At 47.0% G+C, this 26,296-nt stretch carries 21 protein-coding genes, 1 tRNA gene and 1 pseudogene; 16 read left to right on the forward strand and 7 right to left on the reverse strand.

Features of this window, described 5'->3' with window-relative positions; genetic code table 11:
* From lptF to HF650_RS03120, 4 genes are all read left to right on the forward strand, one after another.
* Complete coding sequence (gene lptF / locus HF650_RS03105; protein WP_187801131.1) at positions 1 to 1,101, forward strand: LPS export ABC transporter permease LptF; 1,101 nt, start codon at positions 1 to 3, stop codon at positions 1,099 to 1,101.
* Complete coding sequence (lptG, locus tag HF650_RS03110; RefSeq protein ID WP_187801132.1) at positions 1,101 to 2,186, forward strand: LPS export ABC transporter permease LptG; 1,086 nt, start codon at positions 1,101 to 1,103, stop codon at positions 2,184 to 2,186. The genes lptF and lptG overlap by 1 nt, the downstream gene beginning before the upstream one ends.
* A 49-nt stretch (positions 2,187 to 2,235) precedes the next feature.
* Entirely contained in the window at positions 2,236 to 2,715 is a 480-nt protein-coding gene (locus HF650_RS03115) for a hypothetical protein (protein WP_187801133.1), read from the forward strand.
* A gap of 86 nt (positions 2,716 to 2,801) precedes the next feature.
* Entirely contained in the window at positions 2,802 to 4,439 is a 1,638-nt protein-coding gene (locus HF650_RS03120) for a dihydroxyacetone kinase subunit DhaK (RefSeq protein WP_076768980.1), read from the forward strand.
* Between the two features lie 320 nt (positions 4,440 to 4,759).
* Here HF650_RS03120 and HF650_RS03125 read toward each other — a convergent pair whose 3' ends face one another.
* Positions 4,760 to 5,779, reverse strand: coding sequence for an NAD(P)-dependent alcohol dehydrogenase (locus HF650_RS03125; RefSeq protein WP_023480305.1), 1,020 nt, complete (start codon positions 5,777 to 5,779; stop codon positions 4,760 to 4,762).
* 248 nt (positions 5,780 to 6,027) lie between these two features.
* Between HF650_RS03125 and HF650_RS03130 the strand changes: the two genes are divergently transcribed.
* The 7 genes from HF650_RS03130 to HF650_RS03160 all read left to right on the forward strand — a co-directional run bounded on the left by HF650_RS03130 (position 6,028) and on the right by HF650_RS03160 (position 16,876).
* The gene (locus HF650_RS03130) at positions 6,028 to 6,480 is read left to right on the forward strand and encodes a lysozyme (RefSeq protein ID WP_042714022.1); all 453 of its coding nucleotides are present in this window, start codon (positions 6,028 to 6,030) and stop codon (positions 6,478 to 6,480) included.
* 183 nt (positions 6,481 to 6,663) lie between these two features.
* Positions 6,664 to 6,748, forward strand: a tRNA-Leu gene (locus HF650_RS03135).
* Positions 6,749 to 7,140: 392 nt separating this feature from the next.
* On the forward strand, positions 7,141 to 8,790 hold the full coding sequence (dptF, locus tag HF650_RS03140; protein ID WP_187801134.1) for a DNA phosphorothioation-dependent restriction protein DptF: 1,650 nt from the start codon (positions 7,141 to 7,143) through the stop codon (positions 8,788 to 8,790).
* A gap of 3 nt (positions 8,791 to 8,793) precedes the next feature.
* Positions 8,794 to 10,116: a DNA phosphorothioation-dependent restriction protein DptG gene (gene dptG, locus HF650_RS03145; protein WP_187801135.1), complete on the forward strand. Its 1,323-nt coding sequence runs from the start codon at positions 8,794 to 8,796 to the stop codon at positions 10,114 to 10,116.
* Positions 10,097 to 15,160: a DNA phosphorothioation-dependent restriction protein DptH gene (gene dptH / locus HF650_RS03150; protein WP_187801136.1), complete on the forward strand. Its 5,064-nt coding sequence runs from the start codon at positions 10,097 to 10,099 to the stop codon at positions 15,158 to 15,160. The genes dptG and dptH overlap by 20 nt, the downstream gene beginning before the upstream one ends.
* Positions 15,161 to 15,164: 4 nt before the next feature.
* Entirely contained in the window at positions 15,165 to 15,704 is a 540-nt protein-coding gene (locus HF650_RS03155) for a hypothetical protein (RefSeq protein WP_187801137.1), read from the forward strand.
* Positions 15,705 to 15,706: 2 nt separating this feature from the next.
* A complete protein-coding gene (locus HF650_RS03160; RefSeq protein ID WP_187801138.1) occupies positions 15,707 to 16,876 on the forward strand; it encodes a DGQHR domain-containing protein in 1,170 nt (389 codons plus the stop codon).
* A gap of 45 nt (positions 16,877 to 16,921) precedes the next feature.
* Here the strand turns inward: HF650_RS03160 and dndE are convergent, their stop codons facing one another.
* The 5 genes from dndE to HF650_RS03185 all read right to left on the reverse strand — a co-directional run bounded on the left by dndE (position 16,922) and on the right by HF650_RS03185 (position 22,392).
* Positions 16,922 to 17,275 carry a DNA sulfur modification protein DndE gene (gene dndE / locus HF650_RS03165; protein WP_187801139.1) on the reverse strand — a complete coding sequence of 118 codons (354 nt, stop codon included), beginning with the start codon at positions 17,273 to 17,275 and terminating at the stop codon, positions 16,922 to 16,924.
* Positions 17,275 to 19,284: a DNA sulfur modification protein DndD gene (gene dndD / locus HF650_RS03170; RefSeq protein ID WP_187801140.1), complete on the reverse strand. Its 2,010-nt coding sequence runs from the start codon at positions 19,282 to 19,284 to the stop codon at positions 17,275 to 17,277. Before dndD ends, dndE begins: the two co-directional genes overlap by 1 nt.
* Entirely contained in the window at positions 19,274 to 20,908 is a 1,635-nt protein-coding gene (gene dndC / locus HF650_RS03175) for a DNA phosphorothioation system sulfurtransferase DndC (protein WP_187801141.1), read from the reverse strand. Before dndC ends, dndD begins: the two co-directional genes overlap by 11 nt.
* Positions 20,905 to 21,990: a DNA sulfur modification protein DndB gene (gene dndB / locus HF650_RS03180; protein ID WP_076768977.1), complete on the reverse strand. Its 1,086-nt coding sequence runs from the start codon at positions 21,988 to 21,990 to the stop codon at positions 20,905 to 20,907. Before dndB ends, dndC begins: the two co-directional genes overlap by 4 nt.
* 132 nt (positions 21,991 to 22,122) lie before the next feature.
* Complete coding sequence (locus HF650_RS03185; protein WP_076768976.1) at positions 22,123 to 22,392, reverse strand: helix-turn-helix transcriptional regulator; 270 nt, start codon at positions 22,390 to 22,392, stop codon at positions 22,123 to 22,125.
* 203 nt (positions 22,393 to 22,595) lie between these two features.
* Between HF650_RS03185 and HF650_RS03190 the strand changes: the two genes are divergently transcribed.
* Positions 22,596 to 22,931 carry a helix-turn-helix transcriptional regulator gene (locus HF650_RS03190; protein ID WP_187801142.1) on the forward strand — a complete coding sequence of 112 codons (336 nt, stop codon included), beginning with the start codon at positions 22,596 to 22,598 and terminating at the stop codon, positions 22,929 to 22,931.
* Between the two features lie 77 nt (positions 22,932 to 23,008).
* Here HF650_RS03190 and HF650_RS03195 read toward each other — a convergent pair.
* Positions 23,009 to 23,347, reverse strand: a pseudogene (locus tag HF650_RS03195) (IS3 family transposase); the annotation flags it as partial.
* A 286-nt stretch (positions 23,348 to 23,633) separates the two neighbouring features.
* On the opposite strand from HF650_RS03195, the gene HF650_RS03205 reads away from it, so the two are divergent.
* From HF650_RS03205 to HF650_RS03220, 4 genes are all read left to right on the forward strand, one after another.
* The gene (locus HF650_RS03205) at positions 23,634 to 24,155 is read left to right on the forward strand and encodes an SMI1/KNR4 family protein (protein WP_187801144.1); all 522 of its coding nucleotides are present in this window, start codon (positions 23,634 to 23,636) and stop codon (positions 24,153 to 24,155) included.
* 217 nt (positions 24,156 to 24,372) lie between these two features.
* Positions 24,373 to 24,783, forward strand: a complete 411-nt coding sequence (locus HF650_RS03210) for a putative T6SS immunity periplasmic lipoprotein (protein WP_187801145.1) — start codon at positions 24,373 to 24,375, stop codon at positions 24,781 to 24,783.
* Between the two features lie 322 nt (positions 24,784 to 25,105).
* A complete protein-coding gene (gene symE, locus HF650_RS03215; protein WP_187801146.1) occupies positions 25,106 to 25,447 on the forward strand; it encodes an endoribonuclease SymE in 342 nt (113 codons plus the stop codon).
* Positions 25,448 to 25,685: 238 nt separating this feature from the next.
* Positions 25,686 to 26,108, forward strand: coding sequence for a hypothetical protein (locus tag HF650_RS03220; RefSeq protein ID WP_187801147.1), 423 nt, complete (start codon positions 25,686 to 25,688; stop codon positions 26,106 to 26,108).
* Positions 26,109 to 26,296 lie beyond the last annotated feature (188 nt).

A 26,296-nucleotide genomic window follows, 5' to 3' on the forward strand; every position in this document is an offset into this window, starting at 1 on the left:
GTGATAATCACAAGATATCTGGTGCGGGAGACGCTGAAAAGCCAGCTTGCAATCCTATTCATCCTGCTTCTGATTTTCTTTTGTCAGAAATTGGTCAGGATTTTAGGCGCAGCCGCTGACGGCGAAATCCCCACAAACCTCGTTCTCTCTCTCCTCGGGCTTGGCGTGCCAGAGATGGCGCAGCTTATCCTGCCGCTGAGCCTCTTCCTGGGTCTGTTGATGACGCTGGGTAAACTTTATACAGAAAGTGAAATTACGGTGATGCACGCCTGCGGCCTGAGCCGGGCGGTGCTGGTGAAAGCGGCGCTGGTGCTGGCGCTCTTTACCGGTATCGTGGCGGCGGTCAACGTGATGTGGGCCGGGCCGTGGTCTTCGCGCCATCAGGATCAGGTGCTGGCCGATGCCAAAGCCAACCCCGGCATGGCGGCGCTGGCGCAGGGCCAGTTCCAGCAGGCGACGGACGGCAACTCGGTGCTCTTTATCGAAGGGGTCGAAGGCAAAAAGTTCACCAACGTCTTTCTTGCCCAGCTGCGTCCAAAAGGCAACGCGCGTCCTTCTGTGGTGCTGGCGGACTCCGGGCAGATCACCCAGCATAAAGATGGCTCTCAGGTGGTGACCCTCAACAGCGGCACACGCTTTGAAGGCACCGCCATGCTGCGCGATTTCCGCATTACCGACTTCCAGAACTACCAGGCCGTTGTCGGCCACCAGGCGGTGGCCCTCGACCCGACGGATACGGAGCAGATGGGAATGCGCACGCTGTTCCATACCCATAACGAACGGGCAAGCGCCGAGCTGCACTGGCGTTTAACGCTGATTTTCGCCGTGGTGATGATGGCGCTGATGGTGGTTCCGCTGAGCGTGGTTAACCCGCGTCAGGGCCGCGTGCTCTCGATGCTGCCGGCAATGCTGCTCTATCTCATCTTCTTCCTGTTGCAGACCACCCTGCGCTCCAATGGCGCGAAAGGGAAGCTCGACCCGATGATCTGGATGTGGGCAGTTAACCTGGCCTATCTGGCGCTGGCCGTGGTGCTGAACCTGTGGGATACGGTGCCGATGCGCCGGGTTCGTGCCCGTTTTACCCGTAGAGGAGCGGTATAATGCAGGCTTTTGGCGTTCTCGACCGCTATATCGGTAAAACCATTTTTACCACCATCATGATGACCCTGTTCATGCTGGTGTCGCTCTCGGGCATCATCAAGTTTGTCGACCAGCTGAAAAAGGCCGGGCAGGGGAGCTACGATGCTCTCGGCGCAGGGCTCTATACCCTGCTCAGCATGCCGAAAGATATCCAGATCTTCTTCCCGATGGCGGCGCTGCTTGGCGCACTGCTGGGGCTGGGGATGCTGGCGCAGCGCAGCGAGCTGGTGGTAATGCAGGCCTCTGGTTTCACCCGTATGCAGGTTGCGCTGGCGGTGATGAAAACCGCAATCCCGCTGGTGCTGCTGACCATGGCGATCGGCGAGTGGGTTGCGCCGCAGGGCGAGCAGATGGCGCGTAACCAGCGTGCGCAGTCGATGTACGGCAGCTCACTGCTTTCCACCCAGTCTGGCCTGTGGGCGAAAGATGGCAGTAACTTCATCTATATCGAACGCGTGAAGAGCGAAATCGAACTGGGCGGCGTCAGTATCTATACGTTCAATAAAGAGCGTCGCTTGCAGTCGGTGCGCTATGCCGCCTCGGCAAAGTTCGATACCGACAAGAAAATCTGGAATCTGTCGCAGGTCGACGAGTCTAACCTGACCAATCCGAAACAGGTTACCGGCTCGCAGACCGTGACCGGGACGTGGAAAACCAACCTGACGCCGGACAAACTCGGCGTAGTGGCACTCGATCCCGATGCGCTCTCCATCAGCGGCCTGCACAACTACGTGAAGTACCTGAAATCGAGCGGCCAGGATTCCGGGCATTACCAGCTCAATATGTGGAGCAAGATCTTCCAGCCGCTCTCGGTGGCAGTAATGATGCTGATGGCGCTGTCGTTTATCTTCGGTCCGCTGCGTAGCGTGGCGATGGGCGTGCGCGTGGTGACAGGTATCAGCTTCGGTTTTATCTTCTACTTGATGGATAAAATTTTTGGGCCGCTGACGCTGGTTTATGGCATTCCGCCGGTTGTCGGGGCGCTGTTGCCAAGTGCTACCTTCTTCCTGCTGAGCCTGTGGCTGATGTCACGCAAGAGCCAGTAAAACATCAAGAGAGGCTGCGGCCTCTCTTCTTTTTTGCAAGGAGCACACGATGTTTTCCCTCGCCAGGCGCTTCTCTACCGAACTGCTGTTCGGCATCCTCAACGCCCTTTTCACCATGGCAGTATTGAGCGGCCAGTGGCTGACCTCGGCTATGGGCGACAGCGCGCTGCTGGCTTTTGAAGCCATTGTTACGGTGCTGGCGCTGCTGCTGGTGCAGTGGCTTATCCGCCGCGCCGCTGCGCTGGCGCAAGCTGTCGGCACGGTGCGCCGCGGTTCGCCCGAAGAGGCGCAGGCGGATCGCGTGCTGGCACGTTTTAACGCGGCGGAGACCCTGCTCGAGCAGCTCTGGATGAGCGCGCTGCTGCCGGTGATTGCCGGGTTTTTCCTCCTCGATACGCACCTTGCGATGTACCTGCATGGCGGCCTGCTGGTGCTGACTATCGCCATTACCTTCTGGCAGGGCAACCGCCTCGACAAGCTGCGTAATACTCACGGTTACACCACCGATTTTGGCCGCACCACGCCCTGATACCTTTCAGTAAAATCTGGTCTTTGCCCCGCTGCGCCCGGCGCGGGCTATGCTTGAGGGATGTTTCACTACACTCCCGGAAGATTATGTCCAGATTCTTTTTCAACGACCGCAAACAGCTGGTCAACGACGCCATCGAAGGGCTGGTGATCTCCGCCCCGCATGGCAACCTTGTACGCCTTGAGAGCGATCCGGCGATCCGTATCGTCGCCCGCGCCGACTGGGATAAAAGCCGCGTGGCGGTTATCTCCGGCGGCGGCTCCGGCCATGAACCGGCCCACGCCGGGTTTGTCGGCAAAGGCATGCTCACCGCCGCCGTCTGCGGCGATCTCTTTGCTTCACCGAGCGTAGACGCGGTGCTGAACGCCATTGTGGCAGTGACCGGCGATCGCGGCTGCCTGCTGATTGTGAAAAACTACACCGGCGACCGGCTCAACTTCGGCCTCGCCGCCGAAAAGGCCAAACGCTACGGCCTGAAAGTGGAGATGGTGATTGTCGCCGACGACATCGCGCTGCCTGATAACAAACAGCCGCGCGGCATCGCCGGCACAGCGCTAGTGCATAAAATTGCCGGTTACGCCGCAGAGCAGGGCAAATCCCTGAGCGAAGTGCGCGACCTCGCCCAGCAGGCCTGCGACAACGTCTACAGCCTCGGGCTGGCGATGGAGAGCTGCAACCTGCCAGGCAGCGACAGCGAAGAGGGGCGCATTCAGCAGGGGCACGTTGAGCTTGGCCTCGGCATTCACGGCGAGCCGGGTGCGAGTACCCTTGAGACCCATAACAGCAAATCGCTGATCGATACGCTGGTTGAACCGCTGCGCGCGGCGGTGGGTAACGATCGCGTGGCAGTGCTGATCAATAACCTCGGCGGCGTCTCGGCGCTGGAGATGGCACTGCTGACCAAAGAGCTGGCCCATTCGGCGCTAAAAGATCAACTGGCGTATCTGATTGGCCCCGCGCCGCTGGTCAGTTCGCTCGATATGAAAGGCTTCTCCCTTTCGCTGCTGCGCTTAACGGATGAGTTTGAGCAGGCGCTCTGCGCCGAAGTGCAGACCGTCGGCTGGCAGAAACCGGTCGCCTTCGCGCCGATGAAAACCCAGCCGCACAAAGCGGTCTACACCGGGCTGGAGATTGAGCCTTCCGATAACCCGCAGGTAAAAGCGCTGGTCGGCACTGCTGCGCAGACGCTGATTGACCTGGAAAACCGCCTCAACGCGCTGGATGCGAAAGTGGGTGATGGCGATACCGGCTCGACCTTTGCCGAAGGGGCGCGCGAGATCAAGCGCCTGCTGGAGCAGAACGCGCTGCCGCTGAACAACACCGCGCAGCTGCTACAACTGATTGGCGAGCGGCTGGCGACGGTGATGGGCGGCTCCAGCGGCGTGCTGATGTCGATCTTCTTTACCGCCGCAGGCCAGGCGGTGCATAACGCCACGCCGTTGCCCGACGCGCTGCTGCTGGGGTTAAAGCAGATGAAACACTATGGCGGGGCGGATCTTGGCGACCGCACGCTGATCGATGCGCTACAACCGGCGCTGGAAGCGCTGCGCGATCGCGGATTAGCCGCTGCCATCGATGCCGCACAGAAAGGGGCAGAGAGCACCGCCACCATGCAGAAGGCGGGCGCGGGGCGTTCATCTTACGTCAACAGTGAGAACCTTGAAGGCGTGACCGATCCCGGCGCAGTAGCGATTGCCGAAGTGTTTGCCGCGATAGGGAAATAGGAAGAGGTGCCCGGTGGTTCACCGGGCACAGTTGCCGGATGGCGGCTTCGCCTTATCCGGCCTACGTGATGGTACGCCCTGCTCAAACGGCATCTGATTATGCGGCTGCCTGAAACGGCGTAGGCCGGATAAGCGTTTACGCGCCATCCGGCATGTGATTGTGCGCTCTGCTCAAACGGCATGTGATTATGCGGCTGGCTGAAACGGCGTAGGCCGGATAAGCGTTTACGCGCCATCCGGCATTTAACTCGCACGCTCAACAACGCGCCGTCCGGCGTTAAACCTGCCCGGCGGTATTGACGCTCACCGGGCTGAGCGGCTTAAAAATCCGCTTTCAACACCACGCGATAACGCGCTTTACCGTCGCGCACATGCTGCAACGCTTCGTTGATCTGCGACATCGGGAACATCTCGATGGTCGGCGCAACCTTCGCACGACCGGCAAACTTCATCAGCTTACGCAGCTCATACGGCGTACCGGTTGCGGAACCGGAGACGCTGCGATCGCCGCCAATCAGCGTAAAGGCAGGTACTTCCAGCGGCTTCATCACGGCACCAACGGTGTGGAAATGGCCGCCGTGCGCCAGCGCTTCGAAGAAGGGCAGCCAGTCAAGATCGACGTTAACGGTGTTGATGATGAGATCGTACTGACCGGCGCGCGCTTTCAGCGCTTCCGGATCGCGGCTGTTGACCACATAATCCGCGCCCATCAGACGTACTTCCGCCTCTTTTGCCGGGTTTGAGCTGAACGCCGTCACTTCGCAGCCCATCGCGCGCAGCAGTTTGATGGCGATATGGCCCAGACCACCAATACCGATCACACCAACGCGGCTGGTGGCGGTGATGTTGTGCATCAGCAGCGGTTTAAAGACGGTAATGCCGCCACACAGCAGCGGACCGGCGGTTTCAATATCAATGCTGTCCGGCAGGGGAATCACCCACTGCCAGCCGGCGCGGATTTTATCGGCGAAGCCGCCGCGGTTCAGGATGGTCGGCACCGCGCCTTCCAGGCAGTTGATCTGGTTGCCGTCGATACAGGCGTCGCAGTGGCCGCAGCTGTGCGCTGTCCAGCCGATACCGACGCGCTGGCCCACTTTCAGGCCTTTGTTCTGCGCGGCGTCACCCAGTGCCACCACGTGGCCAATCACTTCATGCCCGGCAACCAGCGGATACTGGGAGAAGCCCCATTCGTTGTCGATCATCGACAGGTCAGAGTGGCAGATCCCGCAATAATCCACGGCGACTTCAACATCTTCAGCCGCCAGCGGGCCTGCATCGTATTCCTGAAGCTCAAGCTCGGCGCCAGCCTGTGGCGCGGCGTAGTTTTTGATGATGCTCATCACGGATTCCTTTATGTTGAGGGAGACGCTTGAAGTGTAGGGCATCTGCCGCCGCTCTGGCAGCCTGCGGCTGTGCATACCGCCCGTTTCGTTAAGCGATTGCTCTGAAAGCCGCGTTTTTTAGGATTTTCCATCCGCATATTAAGCCGTGGCGACTTTGCAACACGATGTGTCCGAACCATCCTCAAATAAGGGCGCAACGCGCAGTCAACGCTCAGCGCCATTCTCTCTCTACAGGAGCAACGATGATGGCGAATCAACCGCAACACACCGGCGATGCTGGCGTCGCATTAATAAAATCCTTTGAAGGGCTACGGCTGGAGAAGTATCGCGATGCCGTCGGCAAGTGGACCATTGGCTATGGGCACCTGATCCTGCCGAACGAGAACTTTCCCCGACCGATTACCGAAGCGGAGGCTGACGCGCTGCTGCGCAAGGATTTGCAGACGAGCGAGCGCGGCGTGCACCGGCTGGTGACGGTCGATCTCGACCAGGATCAGTTCGACGCGCTGGTGTCGTTTACCTTTAACCTCGGTGCCGGGAACTTGCAGAGCTCGACGCTGCTCAAGCTGTTAAATCAGGGCGAATATACGCAGGCCGCCGACCAGTTTCTGCGCTGGAACAAAGCGGGCGGCAGAGTGCTGCCCGGCCTGACACGGCGGCGCGAAGCGGAGCGGGCGCTGTTTTTGCAGGCGGGTTAGCCTGAAGAGGCCGATTAGTCGTGATAGTCGCATATAAAAGATATGCCGCCGGGTTAACGAGGCTGGCGCAGCAGTTTACCATTGCGCTGTTTTTTTCATCACTTAGCAGAGGGCTGCAGGATAGTGACTTGCATAGCCCTCGATGGCAGGTATAATCCAACACGTTTCCGCATCCCCTTCCGTGCCGGAGTGGCGAAATCGGTAGACGCAGTTGATTCAAAATCAACCGTAGAAATACGTGCCGGTTCGAGTCCGGCCTTCGGCACCAAAAGATGCAAAAAAGCCGCTTTGAAGCGGTTTTTTTGTTTCTGAAATATGCATTTTCTTACTGCTTCTTCAAACTTCTTGCTCTTCATACCGTCGATTTTATTACTCGTAAGCTGGATTTCGCTTTAGTTCAGGTACGGTGCTGCAACGTAAATAAAAATCTAACCGATATTGGGTTCTAAGACATATCTAACGTGTGATAGTCATCTGGCGAAATAGTATATATCCAAGAGGGATGCGCTCCCCCCTTAAAATAGTAGGCGCTGATAAGCCAAAGCTAACAGTAAGGTATAAATATGCGTGATATGTCACTTCAAATATACAATGTTGGGTGGAGTTAAAGCTCATATTTATATAAAATGGTTATCATTTTTTGCCAGGGACAATGTTGTTATGGGCGCAATAACTTTACGTAACGCCTTGAATGTACTCGCAAAATCATCTTCCTTTTCCGTTACCACTGTCACCGAGCGTAAGAAAGATGAGTTCGATAAACTGAAGGAACAACTCTTTGTTCAACAGGAAATTGAATCCGATTTGCAACGATATCTTGATCGAGCACATGATGGAGAAATCATTTTTTTATGTGGTAGTAGTGGTGATGGAAAGTCAGAGATATTGACGCGCCTCAAGGCAATTCCTCGTTATCGAGAACGCTTTCATTTTCATCTGGATGCTACTCACAGCTTCTCCCCTCGCCAGTCGGCCATTGAGGCTCTAAATAATCTGTTTAGCGGCCATGCTCATGATGCGCCTCCTCTCTTGATCGGTATTAATACCGGCATGCTGGCTAATTTTTCAAGAGAGGGTGATGACGCCCATAATAAAGTCAAGTCTGCCATAGATGCTTTTTTATCTTCTCCTCAGGGCGTAACACGACCTTACCGGAATGAAAACTGCACATTTTTCGATTTTGAACGTTATCCAAAGTTTCATTTTTCAGAAGAGAAAAACTACTCGGCGTTCATTAAAGCATTATTAGAAAATCTAACGCGCGATGATGATAAAAATTTATTCCAGTTTATTTTTCGCAGCGATGAAGCAAGGAATCCTGACCTTAAAGAAGTAGCGAATTATAAATTGTTATGCATGCCTGGTGTTCAGGATGTGTTAATAACACAATTATTTAAAGCCAGACTAATCAAAGATCAATTCGTTAATACCAGAACTTTATTAGACTTTGTTCATCACTTATTGACAGGGCCCGCGTATTTATTTGACAACCTATTTAAGGGTGTTGAAAACGAACTCATAAATAAACTGTCTGAGTTTGATCCTGTTAAGATACATAATTATGAACTAGATCAATTTGTGCTGCGTTATGAGCTTGGGTTAATCGATTCTGAGCTAGATGAATTTTTGATTTCACTTATTCCTTTACATATTAGATTTAGCCGTGATGATATTAAACGGGGTGATGCAGCCTCGTTGATTCGGTTGTTTTGGTTGTTAAAAGATGAGGATATAGGGAATAATTATCATAAAAAATTTGCTGTATTTTTCGGAGAGCCATTATTAGAGCATTATTCCGAAATCTGGCATCTGCACAAAAATTACACTGGCGACTCAGAGCAAAAGAAAAAGCTCAATCGTTTTTATTCCTTCGAACTTATAGCTGGAATACAACGCTATGCTAATCGCAAAGCCCCTGAGTTAAGTATGCAAAAGGAAGAGTTTTTCTTAGGCGAATACGGCGGGATAAAAGTTACTGTCCCCGTTGAATTAATGCCTGATTGGGATGCTATTCTGAATAAAAATACGGTTTATTCAACAGGTTTTGACGTTTATATAAAAGTTGGTGAGCATAAAATTAAGCCAGTACGCATAGGTCTTAATCTTTTTGAGCTAATATATAAATTAAATAATGGGTATCGTCCAAATAAATATGACAAAAATGCAATCGTTTTATTAGAAGAAATGATTGAGTTAATCGCTGAACATGCTAAGTCAAGCCGCGAAATAAAATTTTATGACGGTAGACATAAGACCTACCGTGCTAAAGGCTACGGCGATATGATCACGGTCAGTGGAATCGAGGGATAACCTATGTACCTAATCCAAAAAGATTTGACAGTAGGTAATAACTTACTGGATAGCTATCTGCCAATAAGAAATAAAAATGATAGTATTAATTGGCAACTAGTTACAGGATTAGTTCTTAGCTATGCCATGAAGCGTAAAATTGATACTTATAGTGAGGAACAGTACCGCGAGGACTGTAAGAAAGAATTACAAGAACTCCTCGATAATCCAACATTCTGGTCCGTGATCGAAAGAATGTATTTTAACAGTCAAGGCTTTTACCAAGTCTCACCACTTTTTTTACTATTTCATGCGCAATTCCAGGGTGAGAAATTTATTTCTGGATCCGCTGTAGATAAAAGATTAGGAACATTCTTTGCTAATTTGATGGGCGATTTTAATTTAAAATATCCTTTGCAGGATAAATTAAATTTTATCGAAGAAATTATCTTGGATAAATTAAAGGATAAAGTCGCTCCGCTTGAAAAAAGCCCGTTTGCTAAGGAACAACCTTATCTTCCTTATATGTCAAAATGCTTCCAGACTGATCTGGCATTCCTTGCCGACCATCCTCAGTACCTTCTCCAAGAGTTGACCAACACGTTACGCTTATACACCTTTAGCTGGTGCGCGCAGTTAGCCCTAAATCTTGATAATTGGGACAAAGGTGAGCCGAAAAGCCAGTCGCTTTTTTTTATTCTTGATACAGAGAAAGCAAGTTCAGAAAGAGATCAAATACAACGTTTTGGCTATAAGTGGTTTTCAAAGCAGAGAGAAAAGCTTTTCCCTGTGCTTTCAGCCCTTGAAGTACTGCAGTCTGATGAAAAAGGTACATACAAACGCCCTTTATGGCAGGTTTATCTGGATTGTTTGAGTTACCCAGACTCATCTGAGTTGTTAAATAAGTTTAATATTTATTTGCAAGATTTTATTGAAGCCAGAGAATTACCAAAAAGAGAGTCTGCAGAAAATTTAAAGAGTGCTTTTGAGCTGTTAATAACGGTCGCTATTGAGCAGTTTAAGGATAAAAAGGCGCACCGTGCTTCGGTCAACCGAAACTACATAAATGAACTTGAAAATCATATCTGTAATGATTTTATACAGGTGCGAGGACGCGCCGGTAAAGTGCTAGTGCTAAATCAGGATCGGTTATTATTATTGACCAACCTGACTATAGGCAAAAATGTCAAACTTCGGCTACATGAGTTGATTGAAGGTTTTGAGCAGCGCGGGTTTTACCTGGATAACCAATCTACGCAGACGCTGGTAGCATTTTATGAGCGCATGGGCAATGTTGAAAGAATGAGTGATAGTGGAGATGCTGTATATGTCCGTAAAACTATATGAAGTTTATTTAGCTGAGACTTTCATTGAATGGGTATGCGGAATTATCCAGCCCGGTGAGCGTTACCAGTTTAAATCTCCCGATCCTGTTAATGCTTTGAAATTATGGACGGCCTTTGACTCTATTGCCGGAGCTAATAAGTTCGACATTGCGCCAGGGCAAAACTTGCCTTTCATCGACTGTAACGGTGTTAAGCTGATACCTGTACTACATGGTGCAAGCGAACCCGCGTTCACAGAGAATTACATCTCTCTTTTGCGTGATGAGGTCGCAGGCCGTAGTGGTAATTTTGCAGATACAGCACTGTTGATAATTCATAACAGCATGCTTGATACTTTAATTAATAGTACTAAAGATGTATCCGCACCGGGCGCTATTTGGTATCCAAAAACATTTAGCCAGAAATTAGAAACACTTATCACTCCGGGTAGTAATAGCTCGGAATTATCCCGTTGTCTACTCAAGGATCAGTTGGCAACGGTTCTGGATGAAGGTGCAACAGTATTTGGTTTTTCTTCTCTGTACCGCTTACTCGAAGATGGTAATCTCGATTTTTCAGAATTAAATCTCTTTAAAGATGAGGAGCTACTTAATTTTAGTGATAAGCAGCTGCAAACACGGCTAAACGAGAACCGGAAATTATACCGTCAGATCGAGGATAGCGTTGAACGCTACAGCGGGCAGTTAGAAAATGCTCTTCCTGAGTTTAGTGCGAAGTTTATTCAGGACCATTTCACCGATAAAGATGATTGGCGTTCTCTTGATTTTTCTGAATATCAAAAGGAAAAAGAGAAAAACAGCGAACAGAAATTATTACTGGATACCGTTAGCGTCGTTAATGGCGAAGTTTGGCAGCGTGTAAAGAGCACCAGTAAAGCGGGAATACGTGATATCAGTGTCATGGTGCAATCCAATCCCGGTGATAAGCAGATCGAACTGAATTTTGTCTTCCAGGGCAACGATCTTCAGGATAGTAACATTAAAATCGCTCATAATACTAAGTTAAAGAAAGAGCTGTCCTGGAAGATAAGTAGAGCGGGTGGGAAAAACTCCCGTATTAGTATGTTGATACCTTTCTACGGTCAGCCTTGCTATTTTAGCCTTGAGATCACAAATCGTAATAATTCGGCTGAGGAATATAAGTTCCGTGTGTTGCTTATTGAGAAAGGTCAATTCTGGTTAGAGGATATTAAAAATTGCTACCGAATTGAACCTAGTAAAGGGCAACTCACGCTGCAATTAGAAGATAATAATTTACGTATTGCGGAGTCTGCCGGCCAGACAAAGATGCTTGATGAAAGCAGTGAAGATATAGACTGTAAAGAGTTTTCTTGCGTTAATTTTGAAACGCTGGCCAATCGCAGTGATTTAATTCAATTCGCCCTTGTTTCTGGTGAGTCTCGTTTATCATTTAATATCGAAGGGCCTGGAGCTGAGGAAGGGTTAACCCTGCCACTTCTTTTTGACCAAAATCGTTTCATTAAGCTCTTCAAAGAAGAAGGTAACGCTACCTGGAACCGCCTTAAAGGTCGTGTCATTCTGGATAATATTGAGCACAAGGTTGTCGGAGTCCGACAACAATTGCTTATGTTGGAGGCATCGCTGGTTGATAAGCGTTTACTCGGTACAAGAGGAGATGATTCTGAATTAGCTTTAGATGAACTGCTTGTATGCTATCCAGAGCTTCATAACGCTTATAACCAACTGTTCGAATATTATCTTCAGCGTAATACATTGCCGAGCCTGGTCGCGTGGTCAAAAGAGTATCGTGTTTTAATTGAGCATTTGCTTATTACATTTGAAGAAGCGCTTCAGCGGATTGGATTGAGTAAAACTTTAACTTCAGATGAAAAGCGACTTTTACAAGTAGGAGTTTGTCGTAGCGATAGTATTGAACGGCTGTCCTCAATGCATCCATTAGTACTTGCCTATCATTTGCAATTAGTGGAGTCCATTATTTCTGAGTCAGAAATATATGAATCTTCTTCATTTGCCGCATTACCTCCAATTACACGCGATCGCTTAGTTGTGTCCGGATTGATGCCCTTTGTTTACCACAATGAGCATGAATATGCCCAGTTACAACCGGTTGATGAAAACCGGTTCTGGATCGATGTTGTTCCGCAGAAAAATGTCAGCCATGAATACGTTAAGCGGCTTGTGAAAGATAAGCTTTACGAGTTTACAGATGCTTATGCTCGTTTGTTCCAAAGTGCAGAAAGTAATTCACTGATCATCAACGCTATTAATCAAGGTCATGCAAAAGAGCTTTTTCTGGGACTGGTTGAATACTTCAAGCAGGAAAAAGAGCGGGCTGTTTACATTCACGTCAACTGCTATGACGAACGACTGTTACCAAATATGTTCGATCGTTTTGCTGAAAGTGGAAGCTATGAACAGCTCAAAATTGATCTTGATCTGAATAGCGGGGCATGGCGTGCAGAAGCAGACATGCTGATTGACTTACTGCGCAGCCGTTTAACCTTTAGTAAGTTTAACTTACCAGCTGGGAGTAAAGAGCTTGCTTACTCGCACCTGGCGTTCTTTACTAACACCGCTCCTGTCGATTGCCGCCAAATCCGTATCGAGGATGCCTCAAGTGGTGTGCTGTGCCATGGCTTGATTGCTGGAGAAGGTACTGAAACACAAGAAGATGCTTTCTTTACTGCTTTTGGTTTGCGTGGTGTTGATACTGAACCCTACGTTGCTCTGCGTATTGCAAAATTAGTAGGTAGTTTATGGCAACCGGCAAGACAGAGTAACAGCCAGTATCACGGTCAGGGAATTGGCCTCGCGGTGAGCGGTAATTTCAAAGAATTGCTTACACGTTCATATAACAGTGCACTTTGGACTACGATCATCGATCCGAAAGTGACACTCGATTTCTTTACCAATCAAAAAGACGTCGTTCTTATTCATTACTCCGATCAGTACACCAGCTGTGCAGGCTACGATGCTGTCACGGTCACGAAACAAGTTGATTTGTTTCTGCGTTTACTCCAAACAGAAAAACAGACAGGGCAAACAGCTGTAGATAGTCAGCATCTTCTGTCGGAATTTAATGCCTTTAATGGTGAGTGGCTGTTGAAAATGTTGCGTTCCAATGAGAAGGAGCGCAAAGAGAAGCATGGCATTATCGGTGCCTATAAGTTCGTGCAATCCATGTTGCGTCAATCTGACATCTGCTGGATCCCTCTTTCTGTCGCTGAAATGATCCGTGTTTCCGGCAACGTTGGATTAAAAATGAAAGAGAGTGATTTATCCAGGAACCTTCAGGGATATCGTCAAGGGGCCATCTCTGATGATGTACTTTTCGTCGGGTTCAAAGGTGAGTCCCTCTATTTATTACCATTAGAAGTTAAAACGGGTGCAAGACCTGATTACAGCTATGCAGGTAAGCAAGCCCGCGAGCTAAAACGTTATTTACAGCAAGACATTCTTGAGCCAAAAACGCTGGCATCTCAATTTTACCGTGCACTTTTCATCCGCCAGGTTTTAATGCAAGTCGAAAAACTGCGGCTCTATGGCGTGCTCGATAGTACTTCACTCTCTCCTTTATTAAAGCGCCGTGAATGGTGGCTATCGGGGGATTATGAGATAGCTGAACTCAACGATTATCCTGACGGTATTGTCGTGGCTCATGTTGATAGCGCAACATGCTTCGATCTTACTTATAAAATGACAGTGGATAATATTTTACAAATTGAGATCCCGTACTCCTTGTTGTCTTCGCTTATTGCTTCTGACAAAGAAGGCGAGCCCCTCGCCGATCGTTATAAAGTGCCAGAAAAATATCTACTCAAACCTCAGAACGCGGAAGTCACCGACACTCCAATAGCAATCGAGCTGCAGGCGTCTGTTCCTGACCCTGACATCCAGCCCCTTGAGTTATCAATAGCAGAAAAGAGCGGTGCAACTTCTGATACTTCATTAACAGTGCTCTTTGGGCATGATGCTGTAAAAAATGATGCTCTGTATTGGGAGCCGACCAATACAGCAAAATTTATGAACACCAACACTGGTATCATCGGCACTATGGGGACAGGTAAAACTCAATTTACAAAAGCTCTTGTTACGCAGTTAATCCGCAAACAATCGCGCAATGTTGATGGCAAACCTATTGGCCTGCTCATCTTTGATTATAAGTCTGACTATGTAGATGATGATTTTCTGAATGCTACAGGGGCTAAAAAATATCAATTATCACTTTTGCCTTATAATCCGCTCTCATTGTTTGGTGATATGCCTATGTTGCCAATGCATACAGCATCAGCATTCGCTGAAACAATGGCTAAAGCATACAATTTAGGTGTTAAACAACGGATGAAACTTGTTTCTCTGGTTATGGAATGTTATGACCAGGCAGGAATAATTTCTCACGACAGCAGCACATGGTCCAATACCGCACCGACTATTGAAGATGTTTGGCAGCAATACTGTGCTCAAGAAAAAGTTGAAGAGGATTCCTTATACGCAGCACTCTATAACTTAGCTGGTTTTAAAATTTTTGAAAGTAACCCACAAAAAATGACCAGCCTTTATGAGCTAATTGATGGCGTAACTGTTATCGAGCTGGCAGGCTATCCTTCGGAGATACAAAATCTAGTAGTCGCCTTAACTTTGGATCTTTTTTATGCACAAATGCAGAAGCGTGGCAAGCCTGCTGTTTGTGGCGATTACCGACAGCTTACAAAAATGATTCTTGTTGATGAGGCTGATAACTTTATGCGCCAGGATTTTGCTAGTCTGCGAAAAATACTTAAAGAAGGTCGTGAATACGGAGTAGGCGCGATTTTGTCAACGCAAGAGATCACTCACTTTAAAACCAATGAAAACAATTATTCCTCTTATATATTAACGTGGGTGATTCATCGTGTTTCTGAAATCAAGAACGCAGATATTAAAGCCGTGTTTAATATTGATGATAAAGGAGAACAGGAATCGCTAATGGGCAAAATTAGACAGCTTGATAAACATTTCAGCTTGTATATCAATGGTGAAAAAAAACTTGTGAAAATGCGTGATAAAGCATTTTGGGAGCTCTAGTCAAATGAATGATACTAGACCAGAAAGTATTAATGTTTTAATTGCAGAGATAGACCGACGCATCAAGCTTATCGGCTCTAATCATTTTTTTTATATTTATTCTCTTCTTATAATTGTTTTTGCCGGAACTTTTGGGATTTGGTGTGTGATTTTTACTTCAGGAGAGCCGCTTGGCGAAAGGTTACTGAATGGCATGAACACTATCAATCTTGTTTCTTTTTCAGTCCCTTTGTTGGCTACGACTGTCTTTGATAAACTTATGGCTGAGAAGGCGGGTGAGCAGAGAGAAATAGATAATGTTCCTGTACAACGATGGCTAAAGTTAGGATCAATTTTAATTTTTATCATCATAGCTGTTTTTTATGGGCTCGGAGCAGTAAGTAAAAGTAATTTTTCATTTTGGTCATTTTTTGCTTGGTTTCTTTCTGTTCTTTATTGGGCTTTGGCTAATATTGAAAACCCTAATTACTCATTGAGTGTTGATCCGAAATCATCCTCTGGTGGCACTAAGGTTGGTTCTGCTAATAATTTAAGAAGAGGTTAACAATGAGCTTTTATACAGGCAAAACAATTAAAGTGCGACAACCATTTGGGGATTTTTATATCGCATCAATTCCGGCCACTACCTTAATTAAGGTTTGTTACTCTTTTTCTGCTCAATATGGGAATGAGGTGCTATCTGGAGTACAAAGAGGAATTAATGATAATAGAGTAAAGGCAATATCTCATTTTTGCTCAACTAATGATGCAATGTTCCCAACTTCTATCATATTATCTGCTAACTTAGATATTAATGGGGAAAATTCCGACGATCCATGGTATATCGATAAAGCTTCGAACTTGGTTATCCCATCAGCGAAAAAAAATGCATCGATCGTAGATGGACAACACAGAATCGAGGGGCTCAAAAAAGCTATAGAAAGTGGCGAGTTAAATACTGAGTTTGATCTTGTATGCGCTATATACTTTGAACTACCTGCACCAAAGCAGGCAGAAGTATTTGCAACAATAAACTTTAATCAGCAAAAAGTTGATAAAAGTCTCGCCTATCAACTTTTTGGCTATGATCTTGATTCTATTGAGAGTCAATTTTGGTCACCGGATACATTAGCAATTTATTTGACAAGGCTACTTGATAAGGAAGATGGTTCTCCTTTAAAAGGGCGTATAGATTTTGGAATGAAAAAATTAGATCTGAGTAATCAAAAAGAAAATGATTCTACCGATGCCGATGCCGATGCCGATACATGGTATATTTCGACGTCAACGATAGTGCAAGGTATTACGTCTTTAATATCTACAAATGTTGCAAAAGACAGATATCATCTTCATAAACGTAGAATGTTCAAAAAAGATCGTAGTATTTTGAAAGAAATATCATCTAGAGCTCCATTAAGAGATGATTATATTAATAATAGAGATGGTCAGCTATATGATCTACTAAATGACTACTTCACTTATTGTAAGGAAAAATTTTGGGATGATACAGAACTAAATTTTATGAGGAAAACCATCGGTATTCAGGCGCTCTTTGATTTATTAAAGTATATTCTAATTGATGTAATAAACAAAAAAGAAAATGTTTCATTCGAAGTCATTAAAAAATATCTAGATAAAATCGATGTGGTCAATCTTAAGGGGGTGAATGTTAATTATTCCGGGATCGGCCGATCACAAATTAGAGATATTTTAAAGAAACAATGTAATCTTGTTTGATTAAAACTTAAACCTCCCTTTAATAAATATTAAAGGGAGGAGTGCTTATATTGCTAAGCTTAATTCGTTTAAGTTTTTATAATTCCTCAGTGCAGATATACCGTCCTCCACATGTGCAGCCCATGCTTTAATAGCTTCTCTCTGTTCAATATGCGGATATAACATCTTGAGTACTAACTCCGTAGCCTGAAGGGTTTCACCTAACCACGTTATTTTATCCAGCACTAAAGAACCATCTAATTTCTTAGTATCTCTTTCAGGTGAATAACGAAATTCACTCTCAACTGAGCGAAAAAAAGCTAAACGTGCGGCCACATTTGGGGTGACGCCAGTGTATCCTTTCAATCTTTTGAGCTGCTCTTCGGTCTGGCGGCTCAGTTGCATGCGATTAGGGAGCATCAGATTGCCTCCTTAGTTAATTCCCAGAAATAACCCGGTTTAAGCGAAGAGGACTTGGTTCGCGCGTTAAATACAATTTCATAAGCATGCGAAATGTCATCCCGTAGTCTGTCAACGAAATAGCGCTCATCCACTTCGGTATCTGTAGATAACAATACGACCTGATGGCTGGCTTCAGGGAAATAATGATTGATCAACTTATCCCTATGCTGTGAGTCAAGACGGCCTAATGGCGTATCAATAATCACAGGCAAGTCACGCCCAGATGTTTTTGCTAACGCCTCAAGAATGGCAATGGCATAAATTTGCTTTTCGCCAGCAGAAAGTAATTTGCGATTAATGACTGAGCCATTTTCATCAACCAATTCAACATCAAATGTATCTGGGTTGATATGGGCATTTAATTGCAGATCTTCCTTCCGCGCTAATTTTCTGTAGGCATTTTCAAAGTTTGTTGCCAGCGTTTTTACTCGTGCTTGTGTTAAGACATCACTGTATCGGCTAAGCAAGTTAATAGCTTCTTGTGCGTTTCTCAATGCGCTGTTAGAACCATGCTGATTACGCGCAAGATCATGGTTTTTCTGGATTTTACGTACGCAATCTAGCTGTTGTTGCTTTATTTTTCTGGCTTCATCAAGCAGAGATATATATTCCTGGCGTTTTTTCTCACGCTCTTTATCAAGCTCGCGCAGCTTGTCAAAGATATCCATTAACTGGTCGTCTTCCGGTGCGCGCGCAATATTGGCGGCTGCTTGCTCTAGTTGTTGCTCAATGTCAGTTAACTGAAGACGATACGAGTCGAAACGCTGCCACGCTTTTTGGCTATCTTGCTCAATTGATTGCTGCAGCATGCCTGCTTCTCTTTCAGAAACATCAAAGAGCAAATCACCCTTCGGCTTTGCCGCCATGTAATCTTTCAAATTATCAGCGATCGCTTCGGTCGCGATAATTTGTGTACTACTCCCGCTACTAGTGCGGAACGCAATATCATTTTTGAGTTGTGCCAGGAACTTCTCCAGCTCCTTCTCAAAACTTTTAGCTTGTTTGATCTCTGCTTCTTCAGCAATTCTTTTAAGTAGTTGCCCTAAAATATTGGGAGCCAAAGCATAGGGTAATGATCCATCGCACTCCTGACGCAATGCTCTTTCGAGCCGCTCTTTTTCTTTCAGGAGCGTCTCAACTTTAATCTTTTCCTGGGTCTTGGTTTGTGCAAATGCGCCGCCCTGAGCGTTCAATTGCCCTTCGTAGCGAATGATTTCTTTGGATAAAAGATCAATACGTATTTTTGCAAAGTCAGCTTTTTCGAGTAGTTCTTCTGCCTGAAACGCTAACTTTTGGCCTTCCGCCTCGAGTTCTGCCAGCTTTTGCTGCTGCGAACCTTCAAGCTGATTGGTCTGCTGACGTTTGATAAAAATCGTCAGATCGTTATGCAATTTTGCGATGAGGTCCAGCCCCAAAAGGCGGCGTACCGCAGTGCGCAGGATCTTACCGGACTCGTCTTCTGCGAGTTCAGCAATTTTTTCACCATCAAAAAAGAACAGGTCAGCAATACCGTGTGGGATCAATTCATTAAGGAATCCCTGGCATTGATCGTAATTCATCTCTTTAAGAGGGATCCCATCTTGCTGCAGCGATAAATTATCTTTCCTGCCTTTTTTCCAGCTTCTCGTGACAGTGAATTCGGCTTCACGCCCATCTTTGTTGTAAGTGAAGCTCAGCTCTACGGCAGCTTCATCAGGATTGTCTGTGACATAAGCGCCCTTATGAACCAGGGAGCTGAGCTGTTCAACATAATCTTGCTGTTGAGTGGCCTGACCGAATGCCAGACGTCCATACAACGCCAATCTTATGGCAGATAAAATTGAGGTTTTGCCTGCGCCATTTAACCCACCAAAAAGGACGATAGGACGCTGGTTTGTATCATTTGGTCGCTTTCTGGGAGCCAGATCAATGGCATGCGTACCGTTAAATACCCGGAAGTTGCGCAAAACCAGTTGCTTAATTAACACGTTCGTTTTCCTCGCCGGCAAAGAGAGATGATTCACTGGCATCAACGATTCTGCGTTGTAATACCTGAAGTTCAGCTTCCAGTTTTGCTACTTCTTCCTGATGAATATCACGGTCATTGCGCGTTTGTAATTTTGCATGCTGTTGCTGAATCTCTTCCAGCGTGCCCCAATCTTGTTTCAAGATGGTACCCAGTTTGTCGAAGATTCCCTGGCGACGGCTCAAACCTTCCATTGAGGTTTCAAGCTCGATCAGCTTCATTACCATTTCAGGTTCAACGTCAAAACCTTGTGCAATTTGCATCAGCAAATCGGCATCGCTGGCATCAAACCTGGAGTGATCGTCAACAACCCAGTCCAGATCGCGTTGGTAAACCTCCCGATAAATGCCGGGCAGGGTATCGTACCAATCTGGTTCGTTGGGATCCTTCAGCCACTCTTGCCGAATAGCATGTAGCTCCGGCTGTGTGATCAGCGTGATGGTATGACCTTGCGCATTCAAATCGCGTTCGATTTCTAACAAGTCTTTTAGCCACTGCTGGCGATACTTGAGCCAGTACGGGCCCGGCACGTGTTTGCGTTCTGCAGTGATATCTTCGCCATCTTTAGCGTATTGATAGCTCACTTTCCCGGTACGACGTTTGTAGTTACGGAAAGTATCCTTGTTAACAGGATCGGTTGTGAACGCAAGGAGATCACGATACTTGAGCAGAGGAGACATCCACTCCTCACCGTTTTGTATCAGGCTTTCCATCGCTTTATCTTTCGTGACGACAGTACATGTCCAGCAACCAAATCGGGAGTTGCCACAAGAGGGGGTGCTGTCATCAATGACCAGCGGGCACTCACCTTGTGCCGAAGAATCCATATATAACGTCCATAGCGGACGGTTATTACCACCCCACGGGCTTTCCCACTCTTCAATATCATCAGGAGAGTAGCGAAATGCTCCTCTCAATAATTTCCAGACATCTTCCACATCCCATGTATCAATCGGTGTATAGATGAATGCATTGGGTAACGTGGTGTGGCGTGCAAGGCGTGTGCCATCGATTTTATGTTTTGCGATGACCTGCGCACGCGATGAACTCTCGCTGCTACGCGAACCCAGAACAACAATAACCTCATCAAACTGGCTGACTTTATCTTTTATAAAGTCACTAACCGGATTGATTTTCATGCGCTCTGTACACCAGCGAAAACTCCGGGTTGGCGCTGGGTACCCTTTACCCAGCAAATTAACCCAGAAGGTTTCATTGGTTTTTGGCATTACTGCATGTTGAGTGATCGGGAGGCCATTGCGTTTAGCGCCAGCCTCTATCTGCAACATGGTTTTTTTAATCAGATCAACAACAACTGGCGTTTCTACCAGCGTATCGGATGAGACCAAAAACACATCTTTACTGCGCATTTCCGGAGGGAGTCCGAGCAACGCCAGATATACCAAGGTGATCACGGCGGAAGAATCTTTCCCACCGCTGTAGCCAATTACCCAAGGGCGTTTATCCGCACAATAAATTCGTTGCACTTCAGCAACATATTCAGCCAGGGGGCGTCCTGAGAACTGCTCCTGATTGATAAAGTCTTCATATTCGGCCAGATCAAAGGCCTGAACTAATTTACTCATAAGGCAACCATTTGAGCTTCAAGCTCTTGTTCTTCGGGGGTAAGTGGGAGAGAGAGCGCTTGCTTTAACGCATTACAGGTTAGCTGAATTGAAGTGCCAGTCTTGCTCAACTTGCCATGCTGCATTGCTCGCTTAACCATTTCAGGGTTGCTTTTGCGCCAGTCGAAATTTTTCAATTCTTTAATTTTTTCCTGCCATTGCTCAGGTTCTTCAGTCAGTAATGCACGACCAAGTAGACCTAAAGCTTGCAGTCCTATACCGTGGGCATGCACATAGTCCTGACGTAACTGCGCCGGAGAGACTTCTTTTCTTGCGGCAAGCTGCCAGTCAGGCATGACCTGGAAAACTGCCTGCCAGTAAATCGCGGCTATATTGGTATTGTCTTCGATGCTGCCAACTTTTGGGTCTTTACCCAAAAGCGCACGGGTCGCTTGCTTGATACTGCTAAGCGTGAAGAGCTTATTTGAAAGTGTACTAATACTGGATTTTTCGAGCTCCGTAAGACCGACAAAAGGTTCAATAGACATCGCCAGGTAACGCGCAAGGTTTGAGCTTACATCGCGATGATCGTACAGAGCCGATAGAGAAGGACTTGGGCGAATGGCATATTTGTTTAAGTCAGCAAACATTTGCTGGCTGCGCTTCAACCCTTCATCAACAAAAAACAGGACCGGAATGTTGTCTTGCCCCAGTTCAGGTCGTTCCGACAATGCATCCTCGATCGCTTTACGACGGTGCTGACCGTCATTGATAAGAATTTGCGCATCCATTGGCACACGCAATGTTCCAAGGTTATTTGAACCGGAAAACTCATCGAACTGCACATCCACAGCAATCGATGCAGTGAGAGCCGAAAAGACATAATCCTTCGGATTCTCAAGCAGATAACGCACCATTTCAGGTATGCGAGATTTATTCAAAATGCGCTGCGCTCGCAGCTCTGGCGGGACATCCGTTTCGTCAAAGCTGAAAATTTTAGGTATGATGCGCATCGGGCAAGTCGCAATGTAGAATGGCCTTCCAGCTTGCATACCTCGCACAGCGGGGAAAGAGTAGCAGTAATCAGCATCGAAGTTTGCCATGGCAGTTCCGTGTGTTCGAGGAGGTTTTTACGTCATATTTTACGTAAAAACCTTCTAGATTAACATATGAGCCAGTCAAAAAAGCATTTTTGAAACAATGAATACATGATCAATCGCAACTTTACGTCTTTTTTAACGTAAATCCTTTATTGATAAAGGATTGCGAATGAGAAGCCTCCTTTCCACCAATTCCCCCTCTCTGTAATACCTTTCCGGCCAAATCTCCTGCGGCAGAACACCAATCGCATTTGCGATAATGGCTTCGCCTTTTGGCCATGGTCTTTCCAGTGCATTCGCTAAGGTCGAAGAGCTCAAGCCAGCCGCCCTGGAAAGTGCAGCCAGTGAGGTTCCTTTCTTATGCACCGCAGCTATCACGTCAGCTTTATGCCAGTTTGCTTTCATTCCTTTGATCCTCCGTTTTGGTGAGCTAACGACAAAAATACTACGTTATTCGTAGTTCTGCGAACAGAGGGTAAATTACGTATTTCGTAGTTTTGTAGGGAGGATCCAGATTTGCTGTAACGTCAGTGCAAAGACCAAAACAGTTAACATAGCTACGTATTTCGTAGTATCAGGCGGTAAGCATTACTACGATTATCGTAGCCATGAAAAATTCTCCCTCGCACAATGAAGTATTTAGCAGGCGGCTCAAGGCAGCGCGCCTCGCTAAAGGCTTGTCGCAAAAGCAGCTCGGCATTCTGGCAGGCATTGATGAGTTTGTTGCCAGCCCGCGAATCAATCGCTATGAGAAGGGTATCCATCAGGCGAATATCGAAATAGTCCAGCAGTTGGCGCGCGTACTCGAGGTTCCGCTCGCTTATTTCTATGCCGAAGATGACGATCTTGCAGCACTGATCGCTGCATGGAACAAAGTTGATGCCGCGCAGCGCCAATCCATACTCGCGCTTGTGATTAACATGGAAGCCTTCACGGCGCGGTAGATTGGACTGACCCCGCCCCGGTAGACGATCCTGCCCTATAGTTGGACTGCCCCCATGCCCGTAGACAAATTCTGTCCTCACGACGAGGCCTGTTCGAAGGCCTCCGGACTGACGCCGCCGAGATGGCTGTGGCGCTGGGCCCGGTTGTAGAACACTTCAATGTAATCGAAGATATCCGCCCGGGCCAGATCCCGGGTTTTATATATGCGCTTTCTGATCCGTTCTTTTTTCAGCGAACTGAAGAACGATTCGGCCACCGCATTATCCTGGCAGAAGCGCTGCCAGTCGTCACTGCCGTACTGGCTGCCCTGATTGCTATGTACGATAACCCCGCCGTCCTGTTTTCGACGCCACACGACCATCATCAGAGCGTCCAGCGCGAGTTCGCGAGAGACTGTGTGCTGAAACGCCCAGCCGGTCAGAAACTTCGGCGACGGAATAACCGCGTTCCGTTATCTGACGGACGGCTTCTTCCTTAAATTCAGGTGTAAATCGTGGTGTGTCCATACGCTCCTCCTGTGCTCAAACTATAGGGCAGGATCGTCTACCGGGGCGGGGTCAGTCCACCAAGAATACTTGGCATCATCATCAAAACGGCACCACAATGCAGGAGGTGCCTTCACGGATACATAGAAAATTCACGCACCGGGGTGGTGTGTCATTTATAAAACGAAGCTGTTCAAAAGATTGAGGAGGTAAAGATTGGCTATTTTAACAGGTACAGGTATTGTCCAAACAGATATTGAGCTTCTTTGCAAGCAACTGGCCATTTCTTTACCAGATGACTACATACAATTCCTGAAGAAATATAACGGATTCTGGGTGGACTCGTCTGATGGCTGTGAATTACCGTTTGACAAGGTAGATAATGGTTATATTTCATTTGATGCTTTTTTTGGTTATCAAGTGAATAACGAGAAGTTTGATTTGGCGCTTACCAATGATGAATTTCTTGATGAACTTTCATTTATTGAACATGCAGTGATAATTGGATGTGACCCTGGTGATAACTTTTTTGTTCTGGTTACAGAAGGAGAGCAAGCCGGCGTTTATTACTGGGATCGAACCTGTTTACATGCAGATGATAGTAAGCAGGATTATACGATTTCTGGTGACGATGACTATCTTCACCTTTATCAGTGCTCCGAAAATTTCAGCGTTTTTTTTGAGAAAATCCTCACTCTTACAGTAAAAAATGGTATGGCTACTTCTACCGGGTTGTAATCAGCAACAGCACTTTCCAGCCTGTTGAATTGTAATAATCAGACCCCATATGCCGTGGTGGGGGATTTTACGTGCCATGAACAACATAACAATGCTTGGGTGGGAAGACGCTCTCTTTTTAACTTCACATATGGCTTCCGTAAAGTACCGGGGCATAGACCATTTACAAGAGGTTCCCGCACTCTATGAAAAAATCATTTATGGGCGAGGGTAGACGATGAATAAATTCATTTTAATCGCGGCTGTATTTCTGCTCACGGGCTGCCCTGGGCCTATGGATCCTGTTCCTCAAGAGTACCCCGCACAAGCCCGATTGGTCGACAATAAGGTGTGCATCACCGTTCCGGCCAGGGCGGGCGATAAAATATTCTCTGTGCAGTTTGGTACTGAATCAGGCCGTGAGATATACAAAACCTTTGGTCAGCCTGATCAGCAGCTCCCGGTTGTTCAGGGTCAATGCCTGCCCACGTTTGATTTTCAGTTCAAGCCGGGGGAAAGATATGCGGCTTATTATAAGTTAACAAACCCGCACACCGGGCCGGGTAAGTTGTTTGCCGCGCGGTTCTCGCTGGAGAAGAGTGAGAATGGACACCTTCAGCTGAAACAATACAGTCGTAGTGAATATTAGTATTTTGAGATGATTTCTTTGTGGGCGTAAAATCAGGCCTGGCGGAATAAACTCATCCTGGACGCTCTATTCAGTAGGAATAAAAACCTTAATTAAAAAATTATTTTCAGCGCGTCTTTCAGATGCGCTTTTTATTATTTCTCAAAGATAAATCTCACTTCTTAATATCTAAATAGCTTCAGAAGCTTCTTATTTTATCCTGTTTTTATCTGGACTTTATTTCTGTTTGTTGGTGATATGTACAGGTTTTTAGCGCGATGCGGATGTGCTGCAACACACCCGCACCGCTCATCACAATCACTATTAAACAGGAATAGTAATCATGACTGACACGCATTCTATTGCACAACCGTTTGAACCAGAAGTCTTCCCGGCAAATAACCGTCAACTGACCGTAACTTATGCGAGCCGCTATCCGGATTACAGCCGTATTCCCGCCATCATTATGAAAGGGCAGTGGCTGGAGGCCGCCGGTTTTACCAGCGGCACGGGAGTCGATGTGAAAGTAATGGATGGCTGTATTGTGCTCACCGCCCGGCAACCCGCTCCTCAAGAGAGCGAACTGATGCGGTCGCTGCGCCGGGCGTGCAAGCTTTCAGCGCGTAAACAGAAGCAGGTGCAGGAGTTTATAGGCGTGATTTCCGGTAAACAGAAAGTCGCCTGAATGGAAACCCGCTCCCGGCAAAAAAACCGGGAGCGGTTCATTGTCAGGAGGCGGTCATTCCAACCAGAAGGTCTGTTACCGGAACCCTGAACGCATTCCCGAATGCCAGCCCGCGTCACGGCCATTTACCTGCTTTCATGCAAACCATTCGGCCTTATACTGACTGGAACTCGGGCAATGTAGCTATATCAACCATTAATGGAAGCTTTATGCAATCAGGAAAGGGCGCACCGATAGTATGAAAACCTCTACAAAAATTTTACTCACAACGATTGCCGTCATCGCCGCAGGCCTGGTTTACGCATGGCCCTACGTCAAAATGGATTTTGCTGAAAGCGCTAACTATACGGAGCAGGATAAACGGGAGTACGAATTTTTCACCCCAGAACTGTTAAAGAAAATACCGCGCGTGTCTGAAAATTATCGGTTCGGGTATTCCAATGTTACTGGCCCGGATCTGCTTATTTACGATGTGACGTTTTCGGGCACAACAGATGCGAGCAGAATAAAAACCTATCTTGAAGAAAACGGATATAAGCGTCTTGGTGTCTGCAATATTGAAGGGGAGTGCTGGCAAGGCGCTGACCCCAAAACCTCTGTCTCGGTTGGTGTCGTATCGAAGCCAGAAACCGTCATTGTATCGGTGGTAGAGAAGCCCTAATTTAAATACTTCTTCTACTAAAAAGTATAAATAATGCGGGGGGCGTTTCTGATGCCCTCCCATTGTGAAGAATTTATCCCCCAGCCAAATAATCCCCCTTAAAAAATTCCTCCCCAACTCCCCCTTTCCAAAATGCTATCCTGTCGCTGGATTCAGGCCGGGCTACATTCACGGTACTGGCCTGATTT

Origin of the sequence: Kosakonia sp. SMBL-WEM22 (assembly GCF_014490785.1) — a bacterium.
Taxonomy (GTDB): Bacteria; Pseudomonadota; Gammaproteobacteria; order Enterobacterales; family Enterobacteriaceae; genus Kosakonia.